Genomic DNA, 18,683 nt, shown 5'->3' with positions numbered 1-18,683 from the left:
AGGCTTACACGTGTAAGCTTAAATTAAGACTCATGAACGGCCGTGGTTTGATCGAGATAATTAAGTACAAGTTCACCCACTTGATCAAGCTTAGTCGTGGCTGGAATGGTCAACTCTCGTTTGAGTTTTCCGCTACCCAGTAAGCTTGCGAGCATGCCACCCTCGCCCTTGCGTGTGCGGTCAACTTCAAACCATAATTTGAGTTCTTGCTCGTCACGGTGAGCGACAAATTCTAACTCACGCCACACGCCATGGTATGGCCCGTCAGTCGGCACCATCTCAAATTCTTGCACAAATGGCAGGTCGAACCCTTTTACTTCCTCACACTCCACTTGGCGAATACGCAAACCTTGCGCTTCAAATGCGGATAACACCGCATCCATTAGTGGATCAGGTCGAACTGTGAGGATGTCTTTATCGGTTGGGTCTAAAGCAGCAGCAACGTCCAAGCCGGTTTCGAGCCACACTTTGGCGTCACCAATGGTGACAGGCGTATTCCAAGGCACATCGAGCTGAACATCGAAGGTACGCTCTTCGCCGGAATGGATGGTAAACGCATAAGGGAGGCTCCACTTAGCAAGCACATGAGTCTGAGGTACTCGGCGCATGCTGTGTCCTTCTCGCGCACCACGGTCATCAGGAGCTTCCGCGATATAGCGACAACACAGTTTTAAATCGATATTGTCGATCGCTTGTTCAGTGGCACCACCATAAACATGGATAGACACATCCACACTTTGACCAGGATATAGCACGTCTTGATTTAGGATTGAGTCGACCTTAGCGCTCCCAATCCCAAAACTGGCAAGTGTCTTCTTCAAAAATGACATAGGCACCTCCTTCGTCGAGATCTCATACTACTACTGCTGATCGAGGGATCAAACAAAAATTGCCTCGATCATCGCGACAAAATGACAAAATCTAAACAATTCAATTGCTCAACTATCGACCAATTATTACAAGGATGCTAATCTTATACGTGATATGCATGCATATCGGTATTCCTGATTCATTAACTGGATTGGCGAGAGCCAGAAGAGTGATTCTTCAATCTTGTTGGAGCCTAGCTCATAATGATTCAGGCCATTACATCGGCAATGGATATGCCTGACAGTTAGGTAAATTAATGCGCCCAACAACAGTCAGGTTCGCACACACTAATACTAGTGCAATGCGCCGCCGCAGTGGCTTTACTACTGCACCAAAGGCAAAGCAAGTTGCGCCAGCAATGACATTGGTTGAGAAGACAGCAATGATGTCGAGTGTTCCGGCCAAAGTTATCAAAGCAGCTTAATCAAAAGCGCGGCGCCAGCTGCGCTTTTTTCTTTGCACGCGACTCAAACCACCTCAACGACTTAGAGCAAAACACAGTGAAATAGATAGTTTTTCCTATTTGGTCTTCGCAAAGCAATTTGGTACCTTTACAGCTAATTACACCTATAAATTCTGTGGAGAAAGAAATGAAGTGTCATCGCATTGAAGAGCTGCTTGAGCTACTAGAGCCTGAATGGCATAAAGACCAAGAAATGAACCTACTGCAGTTCATCGTGAAGCTAGCGAAAGAATCAGGCTACGAAGGCAAGCTAGAAGATCTGACCGACGACGTGCTGATCTACCACCTTAAAATGCGTAACAGCAGCAAAGACGAAATGATCCCAGGTCTTAAGAAAGACCAAGAAGATGATTTTAAAACTGCGATTCTGCGCGCTCGTGGCATCATCAAATAACCGGTTCAACAGCCCAGTATTCTTTAAGCGACTCCCTCAAATGAGTCGCTTTTTTATAACTAAAATTTTTAGTCCCACAGTTGGTTATAACTGTTCAGCCAATTATCAGGTTAACTGTACTGACTTTTGTTGTTAAACGTTGACTGCGTTAAAGAAAAGGAATTGTTATTGATTGTATAATCGCCGTTCATCAGTATTTACTAAAATAATTATGTCCGGTCATGATTTATGATAAGGACGAAGTAGCAATGTCATCGAGCGACATCAATAGAAATGACGCCGTACATTATAAAAGCCTAAGAAGGATGAGTGCATGAGTCAGGATAAGATCGATATCAAAGATGTGACTCCTAAAACCTACAACCCCAAGACTCATAAAGGGAATGGGGATCGGTTCAACCCAAGTAATCGCATCTATGTACGCGAAAGCAAAGGGACTTACCAGAAACTGCGTCGTTACGGTGGTTGGTTCTTACTGCTTCTCTTCGCTTTGATACCGTGGATTCCTTACGGTGAACGTCAAGCGATCTTGCTCGATATTGGCAACCAGCAGTTCAACTTTTTCGGTACCACGTTGTATCCGCAAGATCTTACCCTACTCGCCTTGCTATTTGTGATCGCGGCGTTTGGGTTGTTCTTTATTACCACCTTCTTAGGTCGAGTTTGGTGTGGCTATCTCTGCCCACAAACCGTCTGGACCTTCATGTATATCTGGTTTGAAGAGAAGCTAGAGGGCAGCGCCAATAAGCGTCGTAAGCAGGACTCCAATAAGCTAACGGCGAATTTAGCGATGCGTAAAACCGTCAAACATATCGCTTGGTTTGCCATTGCGCTCGCCACTGGTTTTACTTTTGTTGGCTACTTCGTTCCAATGAAGCAATTGGTTATCGACTTTTTCACTTTTAACGCCAACTTCTGGCCTGTCTTTTGGGTAATGTTCTTTGCCATTTGTACTTATGGTAATGCTGGTTGGATGCGTTCCATCATGTGTATTCACATGTGTCCTTACGCGCGCTTCCAGTCTGCCATGTTCGATAAAGACACCTTTATCGTTGGCTATGATGCAAAACGTGGTGAAAAACGTGGTCCACGTCCACGCAAAGCCGATCCAAAGCAACTTGGTTTGGGTGATTGTATTGATTGTGATTTGTGTGTGCAGGTGTGCCCAACAGGTATCGATATTCGTGACGGCTTACAATATGAATGTATTAACTGTGGTGCCTGTATTGATGCGTGTGACAACACCATGGATCGCATGGGTTACGAGAAAGGACTAATCAGCTACACCACAGAGCATCGCTTATCGGGTAAGAGTACCAAAGTCATGCGTCCGAAGCTGCTGGGCTATGGTGCCGTACTACTCGTCATGGTCGGTCTTTTCTTTGCCCAAATTGCAGCGGTAGACCCAGCAGGCATGAGTGTTATTCGCGACCGTAACCAACTGTTCCGAGTAAATAGCTCAGGCGAAGTAGAAAACACCTACACCCTCAAAGTAATCAACAAAACCCAGCAAGTGCAAGAGTACTCGTTGGATGTTGAAGGGCTATCCGATGTAAGCTGGTATGGTAAGCAGACAATTCAGGTACAGCCAGGTGAGGTATTGAACTTACCAATGAGTCTTGGCGCCGATCCTGACAAGCTAAACTCTGCGATTACGACAATTCAGTTTATACTCACCGATAAGAGCAACGAATTCACCATTGAAGTAGAAAGCCGTTTTATTAAAAAACTATAGCGCTACTTCAGTGACTAATGGAAAAAGGCTCAGTAATGAGCCTTTTTGTTTATATGTCCCAAAGCATGTTTAACTTTGACGCCCTTACCCCAGACTTCATGTGGTACGCGTTAGAAAGCATCGGCGTTCGCGCAGAATCAGGCTTTCTTCCCCTCAATAGCTACGAAAACCGTGTTTATCAATTCACTGACGAAGAGCGTCGTCGTTATGTCGTCAAGTTTTACCGCCCTGAACGTTGGAGCAACGAACAGATCCAAGAGGAGCACGATTTCACTTTAGAACTAATTGGCAACGAAATCCCCGTCGCACCACCTGTGCGCATCAACGGTGAAACCCTGCATCACTATCAAGGCTATGCCTTTGCGCTGTTTGAGAGCGTAGGTGGTCGCCAGTACGAGGTTGACAACTTAGATCAGCTCGAAGGTGTAGGGCGTTTCCTTGGTCGCATCCACAAAGTGGGTAGCCGCCAAGCCTTCCAACATCGCCCAACGATTGGATTGCAAGAATACCTGTATCAACCAAGAGAGATTCTGCAAAACGCCAACATGATTCCAATGCACTTGGAGAACAGCTTCTTCAATGACTTGGATATGCTGATCAAATCAATTGAAAGCCACTGGCAAGAAGGCTTCAATATCATTCGTTTGCATGGCGATTGCCACCCAGGCAATATTTTGTGGCGAGATGGCCCTATGTTTGTTGATTTGGATGACGCTCGTAACGGCCCTGCAGTACAAGACTTATGGATGCTACTGAACGGTGAACGCCAAGACAAACTGATGCAGCTGGATATTGTTTTAGAAGCTTATCAAGAGTTTTGCGACTTTAACCCCGCAGAATTGAAACTAATTGAGCCACTTCGCGGTCTACGAATGGTGCACTATATGGCATGGCTAGCAAAACGTTGGCATGACCCTGCGTTTCCTCTCGCTTTTCCATGGTTTAATGAGCCAAAATACTGGGAAGGTCAGGTCCTTGCATTTAAAGAGCAGATCGCCGCTCTAGAAGAAGCACCGCTGTCTTTAATGCCTCAATGGTAAGTCAGGCCACAAATTCAAAAATGGAGATATTTCGATGAAAAAACTGTTCGCACTGTTTTCTATGCTGATGCTAAGCCTGTCGGCACATGCTGCGCAATTCAAAGAAGGTGAACATTACAAAGTATTGGATCTTGAGGCATCAAAAAAACCTCTTGTGACGGAGTTTTTCTCTTTCTACTGCCCGCACTGTAATAGCTTTGAACCTGTTATCCAGCAACTGAAAAAGCAGTTGCCAGAAGGCACTAAACTACTAAAAAACCACGTTTCTTTCATGGGTGGCAACATGGGCCCATCAATGAGCAAAGCCTACGCGACCATGGTTGCACTAAAAGTGGAAGACAAAATGGTGCCAGTGATGTTTAACCGCATCCACAATCTAAAGAAGGCGCCACGTAACGATGAAGAACTTCGTCAAATCTTCCTTGATGAAGGTGTAGACGCGAAGAAATTCGACTCAGCATTCAAAGGCTTTGCGGTTGATTCCATGGTTCGCCGTATGGACAAGCAATTTGAAAACAGCGGTCTAACCGGCGTTCCTGCGGTTATCGTTAACAACAAATACCTAGTTCAAGCACAAAGCATCAAGACGATGGATGAGTACTTCTCTCTGGTGAACTACTTGCTGACACTAAAATAAGCGCATCGATATCAATCAAAAGGGGAGCCCATCGCTCCCCTTTTGTTTATTTGTAAATCTCTTGTAGCAACCGATCTTTTTCTTGCCACACATCACCCAACCATTGCTGAAATTGTCGCTTATAGGGCTTATCGTTAAAGTAATCACCAAGCACTCGTTCATCGACGGGCAACACATTCACACGCACAACAACCTTGCCCATTCGGCCCATTAATAAATCCTTGAATGGCTTATTTGTATTTTCTGGGTACGCAAGCGTCACATCGATAATGTTCTCGAACTGCTCCCCCATTGCCGCTAACGTGTATGCGATCCCGCCCGATTTTGGTTGCAGCAAATATTGGTAGCTCGTCTTGCTCTTACGCTGTTTTTCTTCGGTAAATCGAGTGCCTTCGACATAATTAACCACTGTGGTTGGGGCATGTTTGAACTTGGCGCACGAGCGACGTGTCGTCTCTAAATCTTGACCTCGTTTGTGCGGGTTGCGGATCAGATACTCTCGCGAATAACGACGCATAAATGGCATGTCGAGCGCCCAACACGCCATCCCAATGAAAGGCACATACAACAGTTGTTGTTTGAGGAAAAACTTCGGCATAGGTATGCGGTCTTTAAACACGCAGCAAAGCACCACAATATCGGTCCAACTGAGATGATTACTGATCAACAGATACCACCCGTCTTTTTTCAGCGCCTCACCGCCCTGAACATCCCAGTCAACACGGTTAGAAACCGCCAGAATGCCCGCATTAACGGTAGCCCATAACCACATCACCTTGTTGGCACAAGCGGTCGCTTTCGCTTTTAGCTCCACGCTTGGAAGCAATACTTTAAACACAGCGATAATACAAATTGCGATTGAACACAGCGCAGAATTGAGAATCACAAAAGAAGCGTTAAAAAAAAATAACAAATATGCCAACATGATAGTCAAACAACAGTGATAATGTGTGAAGAATAAAACAGCGTGTAATTATACTGCGCCTTTGCCACATTGGAATATGCGTGGGAATGGTCAGATTTGTTACCTCAACCAATATTTGCACCACTCATTCGACAATAAGGAGATAACGAATGAAACCAAGGCTAATTCTCTTGCCTTTGGCCTTTGTCGTCAGTTCTGCTCAGGCTCAACTCGCTGAAACCGCAGGTTTTGGCGGTGAAATTTCGCTGAATGCCGGATTTGTATCATCAGAATCCAACTTCAATACGGAAAATAGTAACACCATCGATTCTCTCGATAAGCGCGCCGATAGTGACAGCTCCGTTATCGCTGCGCCGCTAGGAAGCATTACTTACACTTTTGGTAACCGACTCAATCACCAAGTGTACGCGGGTACCACACGTTCCGATGTCGCGGTTGGTACACTCGCTTTTCAGCTGGGCTATCAACACGAGTTGCCATCCGGCACCGTGCTCGATATTTCCTATCTACCGACCGTGCTCAAAAGTGAAACTTGGCGTAACCCATATCAAGTCGGAATCGCCCGTCAAGAAACAGATGTGGACGGCAATGCCTATCGCTTTCAAATCAAGGGATTGATTGATAAAAACTTCAACCTTGATCTCGCTTATGCTGATAAAGACATTGAGCAAGAAGAAGTAACGGACCGTTCACTCGCTCGCGATGCGAGCCTTTACTACGTTAAAGGTGACTATCGGATTTCACTTAATCAAACATCCATGTTGCAACCGGCGTTTACCTACATTAATCAAGATGCCGACGGTAAGGCGGAATCATTTGATTCGTACGGGTTTGACATCAGTTGGTTTAAATTTATCAACCGCCATCGGTTGGCCCTCACCGCAGGTTATGCATGGAAAGACTATCAAGCCGCTAGCCAAACTTTTGCTAAAATACGAAATGACGACACCGTCAGCCTATTTGCAGCCTATGAATATCAAAACGTATTTGACTGGCAAAACTGGTCGTTCATCTCTTTAGCCGGCTACAGCCAAACAGACTCAAATATCACGTTCTATGATGAGAAAGAGTACCTGTTGTCTCTTGGTCTCAACTACACCTTCTAACGTCCTTCATCGCAACAAGGCACTTACAACACTTGTTGCGGTGATATTTGCACGTCTCTATACCGCTTGCGCCGTGAGTTGTTTCAGTAAGCGATCCATCGCTCGATACCCAAGCGCCTCGGCTAAGTGCGCTCGTTCAATCTGCTCCGCCCCATCAAGATCTGCTATCGTTCGTGCTACTTTGATAATGCGATGATACGCGCGAATCGAAAGCCCCAAACGATGTAAAGCGGTTTCAAGAAACTCCGCATCACTTTGGTGTAAGGGGCAAAACGCCTCGATTTCTCGACTGCCTAACAGTGCATTTACCTTACCGCTGCGGTTCAACATATTGGTACGCGCATGATTCACACGTTCTTTAACGATAGCGGTCGGCTCACCGCGATCACCACCTTCTGCTAATGTCCCTTTGGGCAAAGCTGGGATTTCTAAAGACATATCAAAGCGATCTAACAGTGGTCCAGATAATCGACCAAGGTAGCGCAAAATGGCTTGTGGATTGGTGCGCGCTTGATTGCCTTCATAATATCCTGTCGGACTTGGGTTCAATGCTCCAACTAATTGGAAGCGAGCCGGAAAGCGTGTTTTACCTTGCGCTCGAGAGATAATGATCTCACCAGATTCGAGCGGTTCGCGTAACGAGTCCAGCACCTTTCGGTCAAATTCGGGCATTTCGTCGAGAAACAACAAGCCGTTGTGGGCTAAAGAGATCTCCCCGGGTCTGGGTACCGAGCCACCGCCAACTAATGCAGCCATTGAACTTGAATGATGCGGAGAACGAAACGGACGCGACTTCCAGTTATGCTCATTAATTTCACTCTGAGTCAACGATGCCACCGAAGCGGTTTCCATTGCTTCTTCGTCACTCATTTCCGGTAATAAGTCACACAAACGCGAAGCCAACATCGTTTTTCCAGTACCTGGCGGGCCAAGGAAAAGTAAGTTGTGGTTTCCAGCGGCAGCAATCTCCAGTGCGCGCTTACCTTGTTGTTGGCCAATAATATCTTGTAAGTCTCGACCATGTTTTTCGACTATTTTGCGCTTAGGCGTTTGAAAAAGATTCAGCCGATGTTGGCCACAAAGCTCGGCACATACTTCCAGTAATGATTGGGCCGATTTATGTTGTTCCTTCCCCACCAGCGCCGCCTGATCGCCATTCACATGTGGGACCACTAAATGACGTTGAATCTTACTGGCTTCCAGCGCAGCAGGCAGCACACCTTTTACAGGTCTCAGACCACCAGATAGCGCTAACTCGCCAACAAATTCGTAGTTTTTAAGCTTATCTGTCGCGATTTGCTCCGAAGCGGCCAAAATCCCCAATGCGATAGGAAGATCAAAACGCCCTCCCTCTTTGGGCAAATCTGCTGGAGCTAAATTAACGGTGATCCGCTTAGCTGGAAACTGAAAATTAGAATTAATGATCGCGCTACGAACGCGATCTTTGGACTCTTTTACCGTCGTCTCTGGCAGCCCTACCAAGGTAAACCCGGGCATACCATTGCTAATATGAACTTCTACACTAACCGATGGCGCTTGCACCCCGACGCTTGCTCGACTATGAATGATTGCCAGCCCCATACGTTCCTCAATTTATTGAACACTCTGTAAACAAATGTTTTATCTAGTTGGTTATGTTATATACCGCGTCCCAATTGAGAGTTAATGTGAAAAAAGAATGACTTTTTGCTTGTCATGCAGCGGAATTGTGTGATACCACTAATGACGCAAACAATTTCGTAGAACATTACACAACATTTTTTAACGAAAAAAGAACGACAGACAGATGAACCTTTTCGCTCATATCAACGCACTGCTAGCCCTGATTATCGTGGTCATTATTGGCACCGCGCGGGGTATTGTGGGCGAAAGGTAACCACAAATTACAAAAAACCCCCGCACTGAAAAGTCCGGGGGTTTTTTTACAACTACAAGTTGTCATCTGTCTAACCCTCGGACAGTTTAACGGGAAGAATGGGAGTGCACATGAAGTGCAATAAATATGGCAATCGCTACGAGCCACAACGTAGCAAAGGAGGTTTACGATGACTGGTGCACAACTTGTCGTAGCCGCTTTAAGACAGCAAGGCATCGAAACCGTTTTTGGCTACCCTGGCGGGGCCATCATGCCAATCTACGATGCTTTGTATGACGGAGGGGTGGAGCACATCCTATGCCGTCATGAGCAAGGGGCCGCCATGGCCGCAATTGGTATGGCTCGTTCCACTCAAGACGTTGCTGTATGCATGGCAACTTCCGGCCCAGGGGCCACTAACCTTGTTACCGGCCTTGCCGACGCTTTCCTTGACTCCGTACCTCTAGTTGCCATCACAGGCCAGGTTGCTAGCTCTCATATCGGTACCGATGCATTCCAAGAAATGGATGTGATCGGAATGTCCCTAGCCTGTACTAAGCACAGCTATCTCGTGACCGAAATTGAAGACCTGGCGCCAACGCTAGCCGAAGCGTTTGAAGTGGCCAAAACGGGTCGTCCGGGTCCAGTCATTGTCGATATCGCCAAAGACGTTCAACTGTCTCAAACCCCAACAGATCTACTGCCTCCATACGTAGCGCCTGCAATCGAAGATGTCAGCGCTGAAGATATCAAACGTGCGCAAGATGTACTGGCAGCATCAACTCGCCCAGTGTTGTATGTTGGTGGTGGCGTGCAACTCGCGAAAGCAACCGATGCAGTACGCGAATTCCTTCGCTTAAACCCAATGCCAGCAGTTAGCACACTAAAAGGCCTCGGTACCATTGAACGCCATGACCCTCACTATCTTGGTATGTTGGGCATGCACGGCACCAAAGCCGCTAACCTAGTGGTTCAAGAAGCCGATCTATTGATTGTGGTTGGTGCGCGTTTTGATGACCGTGTGACGGGTAAGCTCGACACGTTTGCACCAAATGCGAAAGTGATTCACATCGACATTGATGCTGCGGAGATTCATAAACTGCGCCACGCCAACGCACCATTACGTGGCGACATCAACACCATTCTTCCTCAGCTAGAGCTGACTCAAGATATCTCACCGTGGGTTCATCACAGTGAAAGTCTGCGCAGCGGCTTTAAGTGGCGTTACGACCACCCGGGCGAGTTAATCTACGCACCGCTATTGCTTAAACAACTGTCAGACATGATGCCAGACAGCTCAATTGTCTCGACTGATGTAGGTCAGCACCAGATGTGGGCAGCGCAACATATCCAGCCACGCGAACCACAAAATTTCATCACTTCTGCTGGCCTTGGCACCATGGGCTTTGGCTTGCCAGCTGCGATGGGTGCAGCAGTCGCACGTCCTGATGATCAGTCTATCCTTATTACAGGTGACGGTTCATTTATGATGAACGTACAGGAATTGGGCACGCTGAAGCGTCGTCAGATCCCTGTGAAGATTGTCCTTCTTAATAACCAACGTCTTGGCATGGTTCGCCAATGGCAATCGCTGTTTTTCGACGGTCGCCACAGTGAAACCATTCTTGATGACAACCCAGATTTCGTGATGCTAGCAAAAGCGTTCGATATCCCGGGCAAGACCATCACCAAGAAAGAAGAAGTGGAGCCAGCGCTGAAAGAGATGCTAGCGAGTGAAACTTCTTACATGCTTCACGTTTTGATTGATGAAGAAGAAAACGTGTGGCCATTGGTGCCACCTGGCGCATCAAACAGTGATATGTTGGAAAATACATAGGAGACAATCGCATGGACAGATATTTACTCGACATCAAAGCCGATGACAAACCGGTACTGTTGGAGCGCGTTCTACGTGTGATTCGTCACCGAGGCTTCGTGATCAAACAAGTCGCTGCTACGCAAAACCACGAAAGCAAAGTAGCCAGCGTCGAGATCATCGTCGACAGCGATCGACCAATCTCGTTTTTGATCAATCAAATAGAGAAGTTGTGGGACGTTCGTAAGGTTGAGGTGCTAAAAATCCGCAACGATGAACTGCCAAATCACAACTTACAACAACACGTAAGTGCATAAGGAAGGCAACAAATGGCAACGAAAACTGCAGATTTCATTTGGTTTAATGGTGAGATGGTTCCATGGGCAGAGGCGAACGTGCACGTTCTAACTCACGCAATGCATTATGGTACATCCGTGTTTGAAGGCGTGCGCTGTTATAACACACCAAAAGGTCCAATTGTCTTCCGTCACCGTGAGCATGCACAACGTTTAAAAGATTCCGCCAAGATTTACCGTTTCCCGATCCCTTTTTCTGTAGAAGAAATCATGGAAGCGACCCGCGAAACACTGCGCCAAAACAAACTCGATAGCGCCTACATTCGCCCATTAGGTTTTGTCGGTAATGTCGGTTTGGGCGTGTGCCCACCAGTTGGCACTGAAATGGATCTAATCATTGCGGCATTCCCTTGGGGCTCTTACTTAGGCGAAGAAGCGCTAGAGAAAGGCGTGGATGCGATGATTTCAAGCTGGAACCGCGCGGCACCAAACACCATCCCGACAGCAGCTAAGGCCGGCGGTAACTACCTATCTTCACTACTGGTTGGTGGTGAAGCCCGTCGTCACGGATACGACGAAGGTATCGCACTGAGCGTTGATGGTTACCTATCTGAAGGGGCTGGCGAAAACATCTTCGTTATCAAAGATGGCGTGATCACCACACCACCAGCAACTAGCGCGATTCTTCCGGGCATCACGCGTGATTCGATAATGACGATTGCACGCGATAAAGGCTACGAAGTACGTGAAGCCAACATTGCACGTGAAGCGCTTTACCTTGCCGATGAAGTCTTCATGACAGGTACTGCAGCTGAAATTGTGCCAGTGGCAACCATCGACAAAATTGAAGTGGGCACAGGTAAACGCGGCCCAATCACTAAAGAACTACAAGCAGCCTACTTTGGCCTATTTGACGGCACCACGGAAGATAAGTGGGGCTGGTTAGACTATGTGTACCCAGAACAGAAGTAAGAAGGATTTAAGAAATGCCAAAATATAGATCAGCTACCACCACACATGGTCGTAACATGGCGGGTGCACGCGCGCTGTGGCGTGCAACGGGTGTGAAAGAAGAAGACTTCGGTAAACCAATCATCGCCGTGGTGAACTCGTTTACTCAATTTGTTCCGGGTCACGTACATCTTAAAGACATGGGCCAGCTTGTCGCACGTGAAATTGAAAAATCAGGCGGCATCGCGAAAGAATTCAACACCATCGCGGTTGATGATGGTATCGCAATGGGTCACGGCGGCATGCTGTACTCACTGCCTTCACGCGAACTAATCGCAGACTCAGTAGAGTACATGGTGAATGCGCACTGTGCCGATGCCATGGTGTGTATCTCTAACTGTGACAAAATCACTCCGGGAATGTTGATGGCATCCATGCGTCTCAACATCCCGGTTATCTTTGTTTCTGGTGGCCCGATGGAAGCGGGTAAAACAAAGCTTTCTGATCAGATCATCAAACTAGACCTTGTTGATGCAATGATCCAAGGCGCGGATCCAAAAGTATCTGATGAGCAAAGCGAGCAGATCGAACGCAGCGCATGTCCAACCTGTGGATCGTGTTCAGGCATGTTCACGGCAAACTCGATGAACTGCCTAACAGAAGCACTGGGTCTTTCTCAGCCGGGCAACGGTTCTATGTTGGCGACTCACGCTGATCGTGAACAGCTATTCCTTAACGCGGGCAGACGCATTGTTGAACTGACTCGTCGTTACTACGAGCAAGATGACGAATCCGCGTTGCCACGCAACATCGCAACTTATGATGCCTTCGAAAATGCAATGGCACTGGATATTGCCATGGGTGGTTCAACCAACACCATTTTGCACCTGTTAGCTGCAGCGCAAGAAGGTGAAGTGGATTTCGATATGGAAGATATCGATCGCCTGTCTCGCCAAGTGCCACACCTATGTAAAGTGGCACCATCCACTCAGAAATATCATATGGAAGACGTACACCGCGCTGGTGGTGTAATGGCGATTCTTGGTGAGTTAGATCGTGCTGGTCTACTGCACAATGATGCTCGCACCGTACTGGGTCTTTCAATGAAAGAGCAGTTGGCAAAATACGACATCATCCAAACGGAAGACCAAGAAGTACTTAAATTCTACCGTGCCGGTCCGGCTGGTATTCGTACCACCCAAGCGTTCTCGCAAGATTGTCGTTGGGATCGCCTTGATGACGACCGTGCAGAAGGTTGTATTCGCGCGAAAGACAACGCCTTCAGCCAAGAAGGTGGCCTAGCCGTTCTATCAGGCAACATCGCATTGGATGGCTGTATCGTTAAGACAGCCGGTGTTGATGAGAGCATTCTTAAGTTCACTGGTCCGGCTGTGGTATTTGAGAGCCAAGAAGATGCGGTGGAAGGCATCTTGGGTGGCAAAGTCAAAGCAGGTGACGTGGTTGTTATCCGTTACGAGGGCCCTAAAGGTGGTCCGGGCATGCAAGAAATGCTTTACCCAACCACTTACCTAAAATCGATGGGCCTTGGTAAAGAATGTGCACTGCTGACTGACGGTCGCTTCTCTGGTGGTACATCAGGACTCTCTATCGGCCATGCTTCTCCTGAAGCCGCTAACGGCGGTGCTATTGGACTGGTGAAACCGGGCGATATGATCGCGATTGATATTCCGAACCGTTCAATTTCACTCGAAGTGTCTGAACAGGAACTGGCAGAGCGCCGTGCAAAACAAGACGAACTTGGCTGGAAACCTGTTGATCGTCAAAGAGAAGTTTCCTTTGCACTTAAAGCGTACGCGAGCATGGCCACCAGTGCTGACAAGGGTGCAGTACGAGACAAGTCGAAGCTAGAGGGCTAGCAATGATGGAATCTCAACCCGAAAAGAAAGTAAATCAAACTGGCGCAGACTATCTGCGCCAAATCCTCCGCGCTCCGGTGTATGAAGTCGCAACAGTAACACCACTGCAAGAAATGCCACGATTGTCTGCACGTATTGGTAACAATGTGCAAATCAAGCGCGAAGATCGCCAACCCGTGCACTCATTTAAATTACGCGGTGCGTACAACATGGTGGCAAGCCTAACTGAAGCACAAAAAGCCGCTGGTGTCATCGCAGCATCGGCAGGTAATCACGCTCAAGGCATGGCGCTGTCTGGCACTAAGCTGGGCATCAAAACCACTATCGTGATGCCAAAGACCACGCCGGATATCAAAGTCGACGCAGTACGCAGCTTTGGTGGCAATGTGGTACTACACGGCAGCAACTTTGATGAAGCAAAAGCAGAAGCCGAACGTTTGTCAGAGCAATATGGCTATACTTTTGTGCCCCCCTTTGATCACCCACTGGTGATCGCAGGTCAAGGCACCATCGGTATGGAAATGCTGCAACAAAATGGTCACCTTGATTACATCTTTGTTCCTGTCGGTGGCGGCGGTTTGGCCGCTGGTGTTGCGGTACTAGTGAAGCAGTTAATGCCAGAAATCAAAGTCATTGCCGTAGAGCCGGAAGACTCATCTTGTCTTAAAGCCGCGCTGGATGCTGGTGAACCTGTCGTACTAGACCAAGTCAGCATGTTTGCCGATGGCGTCGCAGTAAAACGCATTGGTGAAGAGACTTTCCGTCTGTGTCAAAAGTACATTGATGGCCATATTGCGGTCTCTAGTGATGAAATCTGCGCAGCCGTAAAAGACATCTTTGAAGATACCCGTGCGATTGCTGAGCCTTCGGGTGCGCTTGCTCTGGCGGGGCTGAAGAAATTTGCTGAACAGAACAAGCTGAAAGACAAAAACCTAGGCACGGTACTGTCTGGCGCAAACACCAACTTCCACGGGTTACGCTATGTGTCAGAACGTTGCGAGTTAGGTGAAAAACGTGAAGGTTTATTGGCAGTGACGATCCCTGAACGCCAAGGAGCGTTCTTTGAGTTCTGTAACTTGATTGGCGGTCGTGCCGTAACGGAGTTTAACTATCGTTATAACGATGACGAACTCGCTAATATCTTTGTCGGTGTCCGTCTGCAAGGCGGTCAAGAAGAGTTGGAAAACATCATTCACGATCTACGTGAAGGTGGCTATCCGGTGGTTGACCTTTCTGACGATGAAATGGCGAAGCTACACGTTCGCTACATGATCGGCGGGAAGCCATCGAAGCAACTCAAAGAGCGACTCTACAGCTTTGAATTTCCAGAGTACCCAGGTGCCTTGCTGAAATTCTTAAGCACGCTTGGTACCCATTGGAATATTAGCTTGTTCAACTACCGTAACCACGGCGCAGACTACGGACGCGTTTTATGTGGTTTCGAGTTAGATGAAGGAGATTTAGCTCAGTTTTCTGCGCATTTACGCGAACTTGGCTATCAATGCAAAGACGAAACAGACAACCCGTCTTACAAGTTCTTCCTGTCATAAAACGCCACACTCCAAACATATCAAATAAAACACCTCGCTATTGCGAGGTGTTTTTTTATGACTGTAACCAATCTTGATGCAGCTGATTAGGCGATCCTAGGTAATCCACCATCCATTGGATCAATTTATGATTATCATCTTTGCGCCAGACCAAGCAACAATGACTGAGCGGCTTATCATCTGGCATCACCTTCTCCACCAGCACACCATCATTGATCAGTGGCGTTGCAATATGACGTGGCATATAACCCACGCCAACTCCATTTTTCAAACATTCAATTGCACTGTACCAGTTGGGTAGTAACAATCGGCGTTGTTGAGGGTAATGGCCAGTATGGCGCTTTGGCAGCACGTTCGAAGTATCATCAAGGCAGATCGCCGGAAATTGACTCACAAACTCTTCAGTAAGCACTTGTTGGCGAACACAGGGATGAGCGGGAGACATCACAAATGCCCAATCCAATACGCCCATATCTTTGACTTCAAAATCCCCACCAACGGGAACCGCAGACGTGGCTCCAACGACTATATCAGCTCGTCCTTGTGCTATAGCCTCCCAAGAACCATTGAAGACCTCCATATTGATCTGCAATTCAGCAAATTCAAACTCGCGATAAAAATCTTCCACCAAAGGTTTTAGCTTCTCCAGTTTCACCACGTTATCTAAGGTCAGCTTTAACGTGCTCTTCCATCCTTGAGCTGCTCGGCGTGTTTGTGCTTTCACCTCTTCCATTTGACGCAGCAAAGAGCGCGCCTCAGCCATAAAAAGTTCACCTGCTGGAGTTAACTCCACTTTCCTCGGTAAGCGTCGAAACAGCACCACATCTAAATCTTGCTCGACCAGCCTTACTCCATAACTGATGGCTGAAGGGACTTTATGCAGCACCTCAGCCGCAGCGGTGAAACTGCCTAAACGGGCAACTGTATCCAGCATTTCCAGAGACGCTTTAGAGAACATGATTTAACCTTTCAAAAAATTTGATTGATAACCAACAATTTTAGCGTTTTATTTTCTTAAAATCGAAAAATAGAATAATAAGGTAAATAAATCAGGGTTGGCGCCAACTGATGTTGATTAAAAAATGATTAAATAATTTGACTGGTTGAATCATGAAAATATCAAAACTACAGCTCATTTATCTGGCAGCATTATCGATGCTTGGCTTCGTTGCTACCGATATGTATCTGCCAGCATTCAAAGCGATGGAAATCGACTTTGCAACCGGCCCTGAGCAAATAGCGCTCTCTTTAACGGTATTCCTAGTTGGTATGGCGGTTGGCCAGCTAATGTGGGGATTGGCATCCGATAAATTTGGCCACCGCAATACACTCGCGGCCGGGTTAGTGCTGTTTACTATCGCGTCATTCGGTTTGGCTTTCTGTGACCAAGTATGGCAACTACTGACACTGCGCTTTATCCAAGCTATCGGTGTATGTGCACCAGCCGTGATCTGGCAAGCCATGGTCATTAAACGCTACTCAAGCAGCAGTCAGCAAATTTTCGCAACGATCATGCCGTTAGTCGCGCTATCACCAGCACTAGCACCTCAATTAGGGGTAGTGTTGGCAGATAACTTCGGCTGGCACAGTATCTTTATTACGCTGACACTAGTTGGTGTCTTCTTGGTCTTTGCGACAATGGCCCAAAAAGACGAGAAAGCAGAAATCAAACAAACCAGTATGTCTACCGACATCAAAGCGCTGCTGAGTTCTAAAAAATACCTTGGCAACGTGTTTATGTTTGCGACGGCTTCGGCTGCATTCTTTGCTTACCTAACTGGTATGCCAGAAATCATGGCGCAACTAGGCTATGAAGCAAAAGATATTGGTTTGAGCTTTATCCCACAAACTATCGCGTTTATGGCTGGTGGTTACTTGGGTAAAGTCGGCGTTCGTAAATTTGGTGATGAAAAAGTTCTACGTCAATTGATTGGCCTATTTAGTGTCGCGGCAATAATGATATTCATTGCCTCACAATGGGAACTGTCTTCTATCTGGCCAATTCTAGCGCCTTTCTGTTTAATTGCGGTAGCCAATGGTGCGCTATACCCAATCGTAGTAAACCGCGCGTTGGCAAGTGCTAAGCAAAGCCCTGCAACAGCTGCAGGCCTGCAAAACAGCTTACAAATTACTGTGAGCAGTCTATCAAGCGCATTAGTTGCTGCAATGGCAAGCCAAGCTCAAATGGTAACGGGCGTTGCAATCATCATCTGTATGGGTGGTCTTTGGATGGGTTACATCTTATCTAACCGTGAATTGTCTCAGCACTTCACGACTCCAGACAATGCTCGTGTAGTGAGTGAAGACGAACTTTAATTGTTCAGATAATAAAAAAGAGCCGCGTAATGCGGCTCTTTTTGTTTATAAGCTTTTCAACCCCCACTTCTTGGCAGTCAGCTTGAAAAAGCCTTGGGTCTTTTTCAGCTCAACCCAATGGTTGATGTAATTAATCCATACTTGATCGTCTTGCGGCAACAGCATCGCAATTGGTGTCGGTTTACGCGGAGCGGCCACTGGTACTATCGCCAGTTGTTTAAACTTGTCCACCAACGTCGCTGCTTCCACATTGGACGTCACCGATACATCGGCCCTGCGAGCTAGTAATTCTTGGAAGTCGCGCGCTGGCGCTTCAATCACAATGTGTTGAGCCAGCGGGAAAAACTCTTTCACCATTTTTTCTTGCACCGTTCCTAGTGTCGCCGCGACTTTCACATCAGGCGTATTAAAATCTGCCCAATCAGAGAATTTGGCGAGATCTTTCTTTTGCACAACGGGTACAAAGGCAAGGTAGAAATACGGTTGACTGTATCCAGCGACTTTCGCGCGCGACATATTCAGGGACGCGCTGCCAGTAATATCGTATTTGTTGGCGGTAATGCCATTGACTAGCGTCTTCCAATCCGTGGCTACATACTCTACTTTTACACCGAGATCTTTAGCAAGCTCTGTCGTTACGTCGATATCAAAGCCACGATAACTGTTGGTTGCAGGGTCTTTCATCGTCATCGGATTCCAATCTCCCGTCGTTCCAACACGGAGAACACCACTGTCTAAAATGGATTGAAGACGGCTTTCAGCATGAGCAATTTGAGTTGCAGCAAGTAAACACATTCCTAGCGCTAGTAAAATCTTTTTCATTTTTATTCCCTTAAAAATAATGACCTTATG

The 18,683-nt window shown here is 47.1% G+C and carries 17 protein-coding genes; 12 read left to right on the top strand and 5 right to left on the bottom strand.

Annotated elements, in window-relative coordinates; all coding sequences use genetic code 11:
• Nucleotides 1-23 precede the first annotated feature (23 nt).
• Nucleotides 24-830 (bottom strand): sporulation protein, encoded by an 807-nt coding sequence (locus tag EX191_RS17490; RefSeq protein WP_193448149.1) that lies wholly within the window; start codon nt 828-830, stop codon nt 24-26.
• Between the two features lie 296 nt (nt 831-1,126).
• Between EX191_RS17490 and EX191_RS17485 the strand changes: the two genes are divergently transcribed.
• From EX191_RS17485 to EX191_RS17465, 5 genes are all read left to right on the top strand, one after another.
• Entirely contained in the window at nt 1,127-1,294 is a 168-nt protein-coding gene (locus EX191_RS17485; protein ID WP_005379043.1) for a hypothetical protein, read from the top strand.
• Nucleotides 1,295-1,460: 166 nt separating this feature from the next.
• Nucleotides 1,461-1,727, top strand: a complete 267-nt coding sequence (locus EX191_RS17480) for a YihD family protein (RefSeq protein WP_170903500.1) — start codon at nt 1,461-1,463, stop codon at nt 1,725-1,727.
• Between the two features lie 313 nt (nt 1,728-2,040).
• Nucleotides 2,041-3,462, top strand: coding sequence for a cytochrome c oxidase accessory protein CcoG (gene ccoG / locus EX191_RS17475; protein ID WP_033906581.1), 1,422 nt, complete (start codon nt 2,041-2,043; stop codon nt 3,460-3,462).
• Between the two features lie 53 nt (nt 3,463-3,515).
• Nucleotides 3,516-4,502: a serine/threonine protein kinase gene (locus EX191_RS17470; protein WP_041853008.1), complete on the top strand. Its 987-nt coding sequence runs from the start codon at nt 3,516-3,518 to the stop codon at nt 4,500-4,502.
• A 34-nt stretch (nt 4,503-4,536) separates the two neighbouring features.
• A complete protein-coding gene (locus EX191_RS17465; RefSeq protein WP_005379036.1) occupies nt 4,537-5,139 on the top strand; it encodes a thiol:disulfide interchange protein DsbA/DsbL in 603 nt (200 codons plus the stop codon).
• 46 nt (nt 5,140-5,185) lie between these two features.
• On the opposite strand, the gene EX191_RS17460 is transcribed toward EX191_RS17465, so the two are convergent.
• Nucleotides 5,186-6,064: an acyltransferase gene (locus tag EX191_RS17460; protein ID WP_006742920.1), complete on the bottom strand. Its 879-nt coding sequence runs from the start codon at nt 6,062-6,064 to the stop codon at nt 5,186-5,188.
• Nucleotides 6,065-6,213: 149 nt separating this feature from the next.
• Here EX191_RS17460 and EX191_RS17455 point away from each other — a divergent pair, with 149 nt between their 5' ends.
• Nucleotides 6,214-7,170, top strand: coding sequence for a DUF2860 domain-containing protein (locus EX191_RS17455; protein ID WP_193448148.1), 957 nt, complete (start codon nt 6,214-6,216; stop codon nt 7,168-7,170).
• Nucleotides 7,171-7,227: 57 nt separating this feature from the next.
• On the opposite strand, the gene EX191_RS17450 is transcribed toward EX191_RS17455, so the two are convergent.
• Nucleotides 7,228-8,751, bottom strand: a complete 1,524-nt coding sequence (locus EX191_RS17450) for a YifB family Mg chelatase-like AAA ATPase (RefSeq protein WP_193448147.1) — start codon at nt 8,749-8,751, stop codon at nt 7,228-7,230.
• A gap of 464 nt (nt 8,752-9,215) precedes the next feature.
• Between EX191_RS17450 and ilvG the strand changes: the two genes are divergently transcribed.
• Genes ilvG through ilvA form a run of 5 tightly spaced genes read left to right on the top strand, consistent with a single transcriptional unit; the run spans nt 9,216 to nt 15,515 of the window.
• Complete coding sequence (ilvG, locus tag EX191_RS17445) at nt 9,216-10,862, top strand: acetolactate synthase 2 catalytic subunit (RefSeq protein WP_104971091.1); 1,647 nt, start codon at nt 9,216-9,218, stop codon at nt 10,860-10,862.
• Between the two features lie 11 nt (nt 10,863-10,873).
• A complete protein-coding gene (ilvM, locus tag EX191_RS17440) occupies nt 10,874-11,158 on the top strand; it encodes an acetolactate synthase 2 small subunit (protein ID WP_005378958.1) in 285 nt (94 codons plus the stop codon).
• Between the two features lie 12 nt (nt 11,159-11,170).
• The gene (ilvE, locus tag EX191_RS17435) at nt 11,171-12,109 is read left to right on the top strand and encodes a branched-chain-amino-acid transaminase (protein ID WP_005378953.1); all 939 of its coding nucleotides are present in this window, start codon (nt 11,171-11,173) and stop codon (nt 12,107-12,109) included.
• A 14-nt stretch (nt 12,110-12,123) separates the two neighbouring features.
• Nucleotides 12,124-13,965, top strand: coding sequence for a dihydroxy-acid dehydratase (gene ilvD / locus EX191_RS17430; protein ID WP_193448146.1), 1,842 nt, complete (start codon nt 12,124-12,126; stop codon nt 13,963-13,965).
• A 2-nt stretch (nt 13,966-13,967) separates the two neighbouring features.
• Complete coding sequence (ilvA, locus tag EX191_RS17425; protein WP_104971093.1) at nt 13,968-15,515, top strand: threonine ammonia-lyase, biosynthetic; 1,548 nt, start codon at nt 13,968-13,970, stop codon at nt 15,513-15,515.
• A gap of 55 nt (nt 15,516-15,570) precedes the next feature.
• Here the strand turns inward: ilvA and punR are convergent, their stop codons facing one another.
• Nucleotides 15,571-16,473 carry a DNA-binding transcriptional activator PunR gene (punR, locus tag EX191_RS17420; protein WP_193448145.1) on the bottom strand — a complete coding sequence of 301 codons (903 nt, stop codon included), beginning with the start codon at nt 16,471-16,473 and terminating at the stop codon, nt 15,571-15,573.
• Nucleotides 16,474-16,625: 152 nt separating this feature from the next.
• Here punR and punC point away from each other — a divergent pair, with 152 nt between their 5' ends.
• Nucleotides 16,626-17,831 (top strand): purine nucleoside transporter PunC, encoded by a 1,206-nt coding sequence (gene punC, locus EX191_RS17415; protein WP_193448144.1) that lies wholly within the window; start codon nt 16,626-16,628, stop codon nt 17,829-17,831.
• 45 nt (nt 17,832-17,876) lie between these two features.
• Here the strand turns inward: punC and EX191_RS17410 are convergent, their stop codons facing one another.
• Nucleotides 17,877-18,653 (bottom strand): transporter substrate-binding domain-containing protein, encoded by a 777-nt coding sequence (locus EX191_RS17410; protein ID WP_047010280.1) that lies wholly within the window; start codon nt 18,651-18,653, stop codon nt 17,877-17,879.
• Nucleotides 18,654-18,683 lie beyond the last annotated feature (30 nt).

Origin of the sequence: Vibrio chemaguriensis (genome assembly GCF_012275705.1) — a bacterium.
In the GTDB taxonomy this organism is placed as follows: Bacteria; Pseudomonadota; Gammaproteobacteria; order Enterobacterales; family Vibrionaceae; genus Vibrio; species Vibrio diabolicus.
Note: the sequence above shows the minus strand (reverse complement) of the source record. Positions and strands in the feature narration are given on the sequence as shown.

Bases quoted from the DNA above. Each gene is read 5' to 3' on its own strand.
- EX191_RS17490 (WP_193448149.1), bottom strand. From the start codon at position 830: ATGTCATTTTTGAAGAAGACACTTGCCAGTTTTGGGATTGGGAGCGCT.
- EX191_RS17485 (WP_005379043.1), top strand. From the start codon at position 1,127: ATGCGCCCAACAACAGTCAGGTTCGCACACACTAATACTAGTGCAATG.
- EX191_RS17480 (WP_170903500.1), top strand. From the start codon at position 1,461: ATGAAGTGTCATCGCATTGAAGAGCTGCTTGAGCTACTAGAGCCTGAA.
- ccoG (WP_033906581.1), top strand. From the start codon at position 2,041: ATGAGTCAGGATAAGATCGATATCAAAGATGTGACTCCTAAAACCTAC.
- EX191_RS17470 (WP_041853008.1), top strand. From the start codon at position 3,516: ATGTCCCAAAGCATGTTTAACTTTGACGCCCTTACCCCAGACTTCATG.
- EX191_RS17465 (WP_005379036.1), top strand. From the start codon at position 4,537: ATGAAAAAACTGTTCGCACTGTTTTCTATGCTGATGCTAAGCCTGTCG.
- EX191_RS17460 (WP_006742920.1), bottom strand. From the start codon at position 6,064: ATGTTGGCATATTTGTTATTTTTTTTTAACGCTTCTTTTGTGATTCTC.
- EX191_RS17455 (WP_193448148.1), top strand. From the start codon at position 6,214: ATGAAACCAAGGCTAATTCTCTTGCCTTTGGCCTTTGTCGTCAGTTCT.
- EX191_RS17450 (WP_193448147.1), bottom strand. From the start codon at position 8,751: ATGGGGCTGGCAATCATTCATAGTCGAGCAAGCGTCGGGGTGCAAGCG.
- ilvG (WP_104971091.1), top strand. From the start codon at position 9,216: ATGACTGGTGCACAACTTGTCGTAGCCGCTTTAAGACAGCAAGGCATC.
- ilvM (WP_005378958.1), top strand. From the start codon at position 10,874: ATGGACAGATATTTACTCGACATCAAAGCCGATGACAAACCGGTACTG.
- ilvE (WP_005378953.1), top strand. From the start codon at position 11,171: ATGGCAACGAAAACTGCAGATTTCATTTGGTTTAATGGTGAGATGGTT.
- ilvD (WP_193448146.1), top strand. From the start codon at position 12,124: ATGCCAAAATATAGATCAGCTACCACCACACATGGTCGTAACATGGCG.
- ilvA (WP_104971093.1), top strand. From the start codon at position 13,968: ATGATGGAATCTCAACCCGAAAAGAAAGTAAATCAAACTGGCGCAGAC.
- punR (WP_193448145.1), bottom strand. From the start codon at position 16,473: ATGTTCTCTAAAGCGTCTCTGGAAATGCTGGATACAGTTGCCCGTTTA.
- punC (WP_193448144.1), top strand. From the start codon at position 16,626: ATGAAAATATCAAAACTACAGCTCATTTATCTGGCAGCATTATCGATG.
- EX191_RS17410 (WP_047010280.1), bottom strand. From the start codon at position 18,653: ATGAAAAAGATTTTACTAGCGCTAGGAATGTGTTTACTTGCTGCAACT.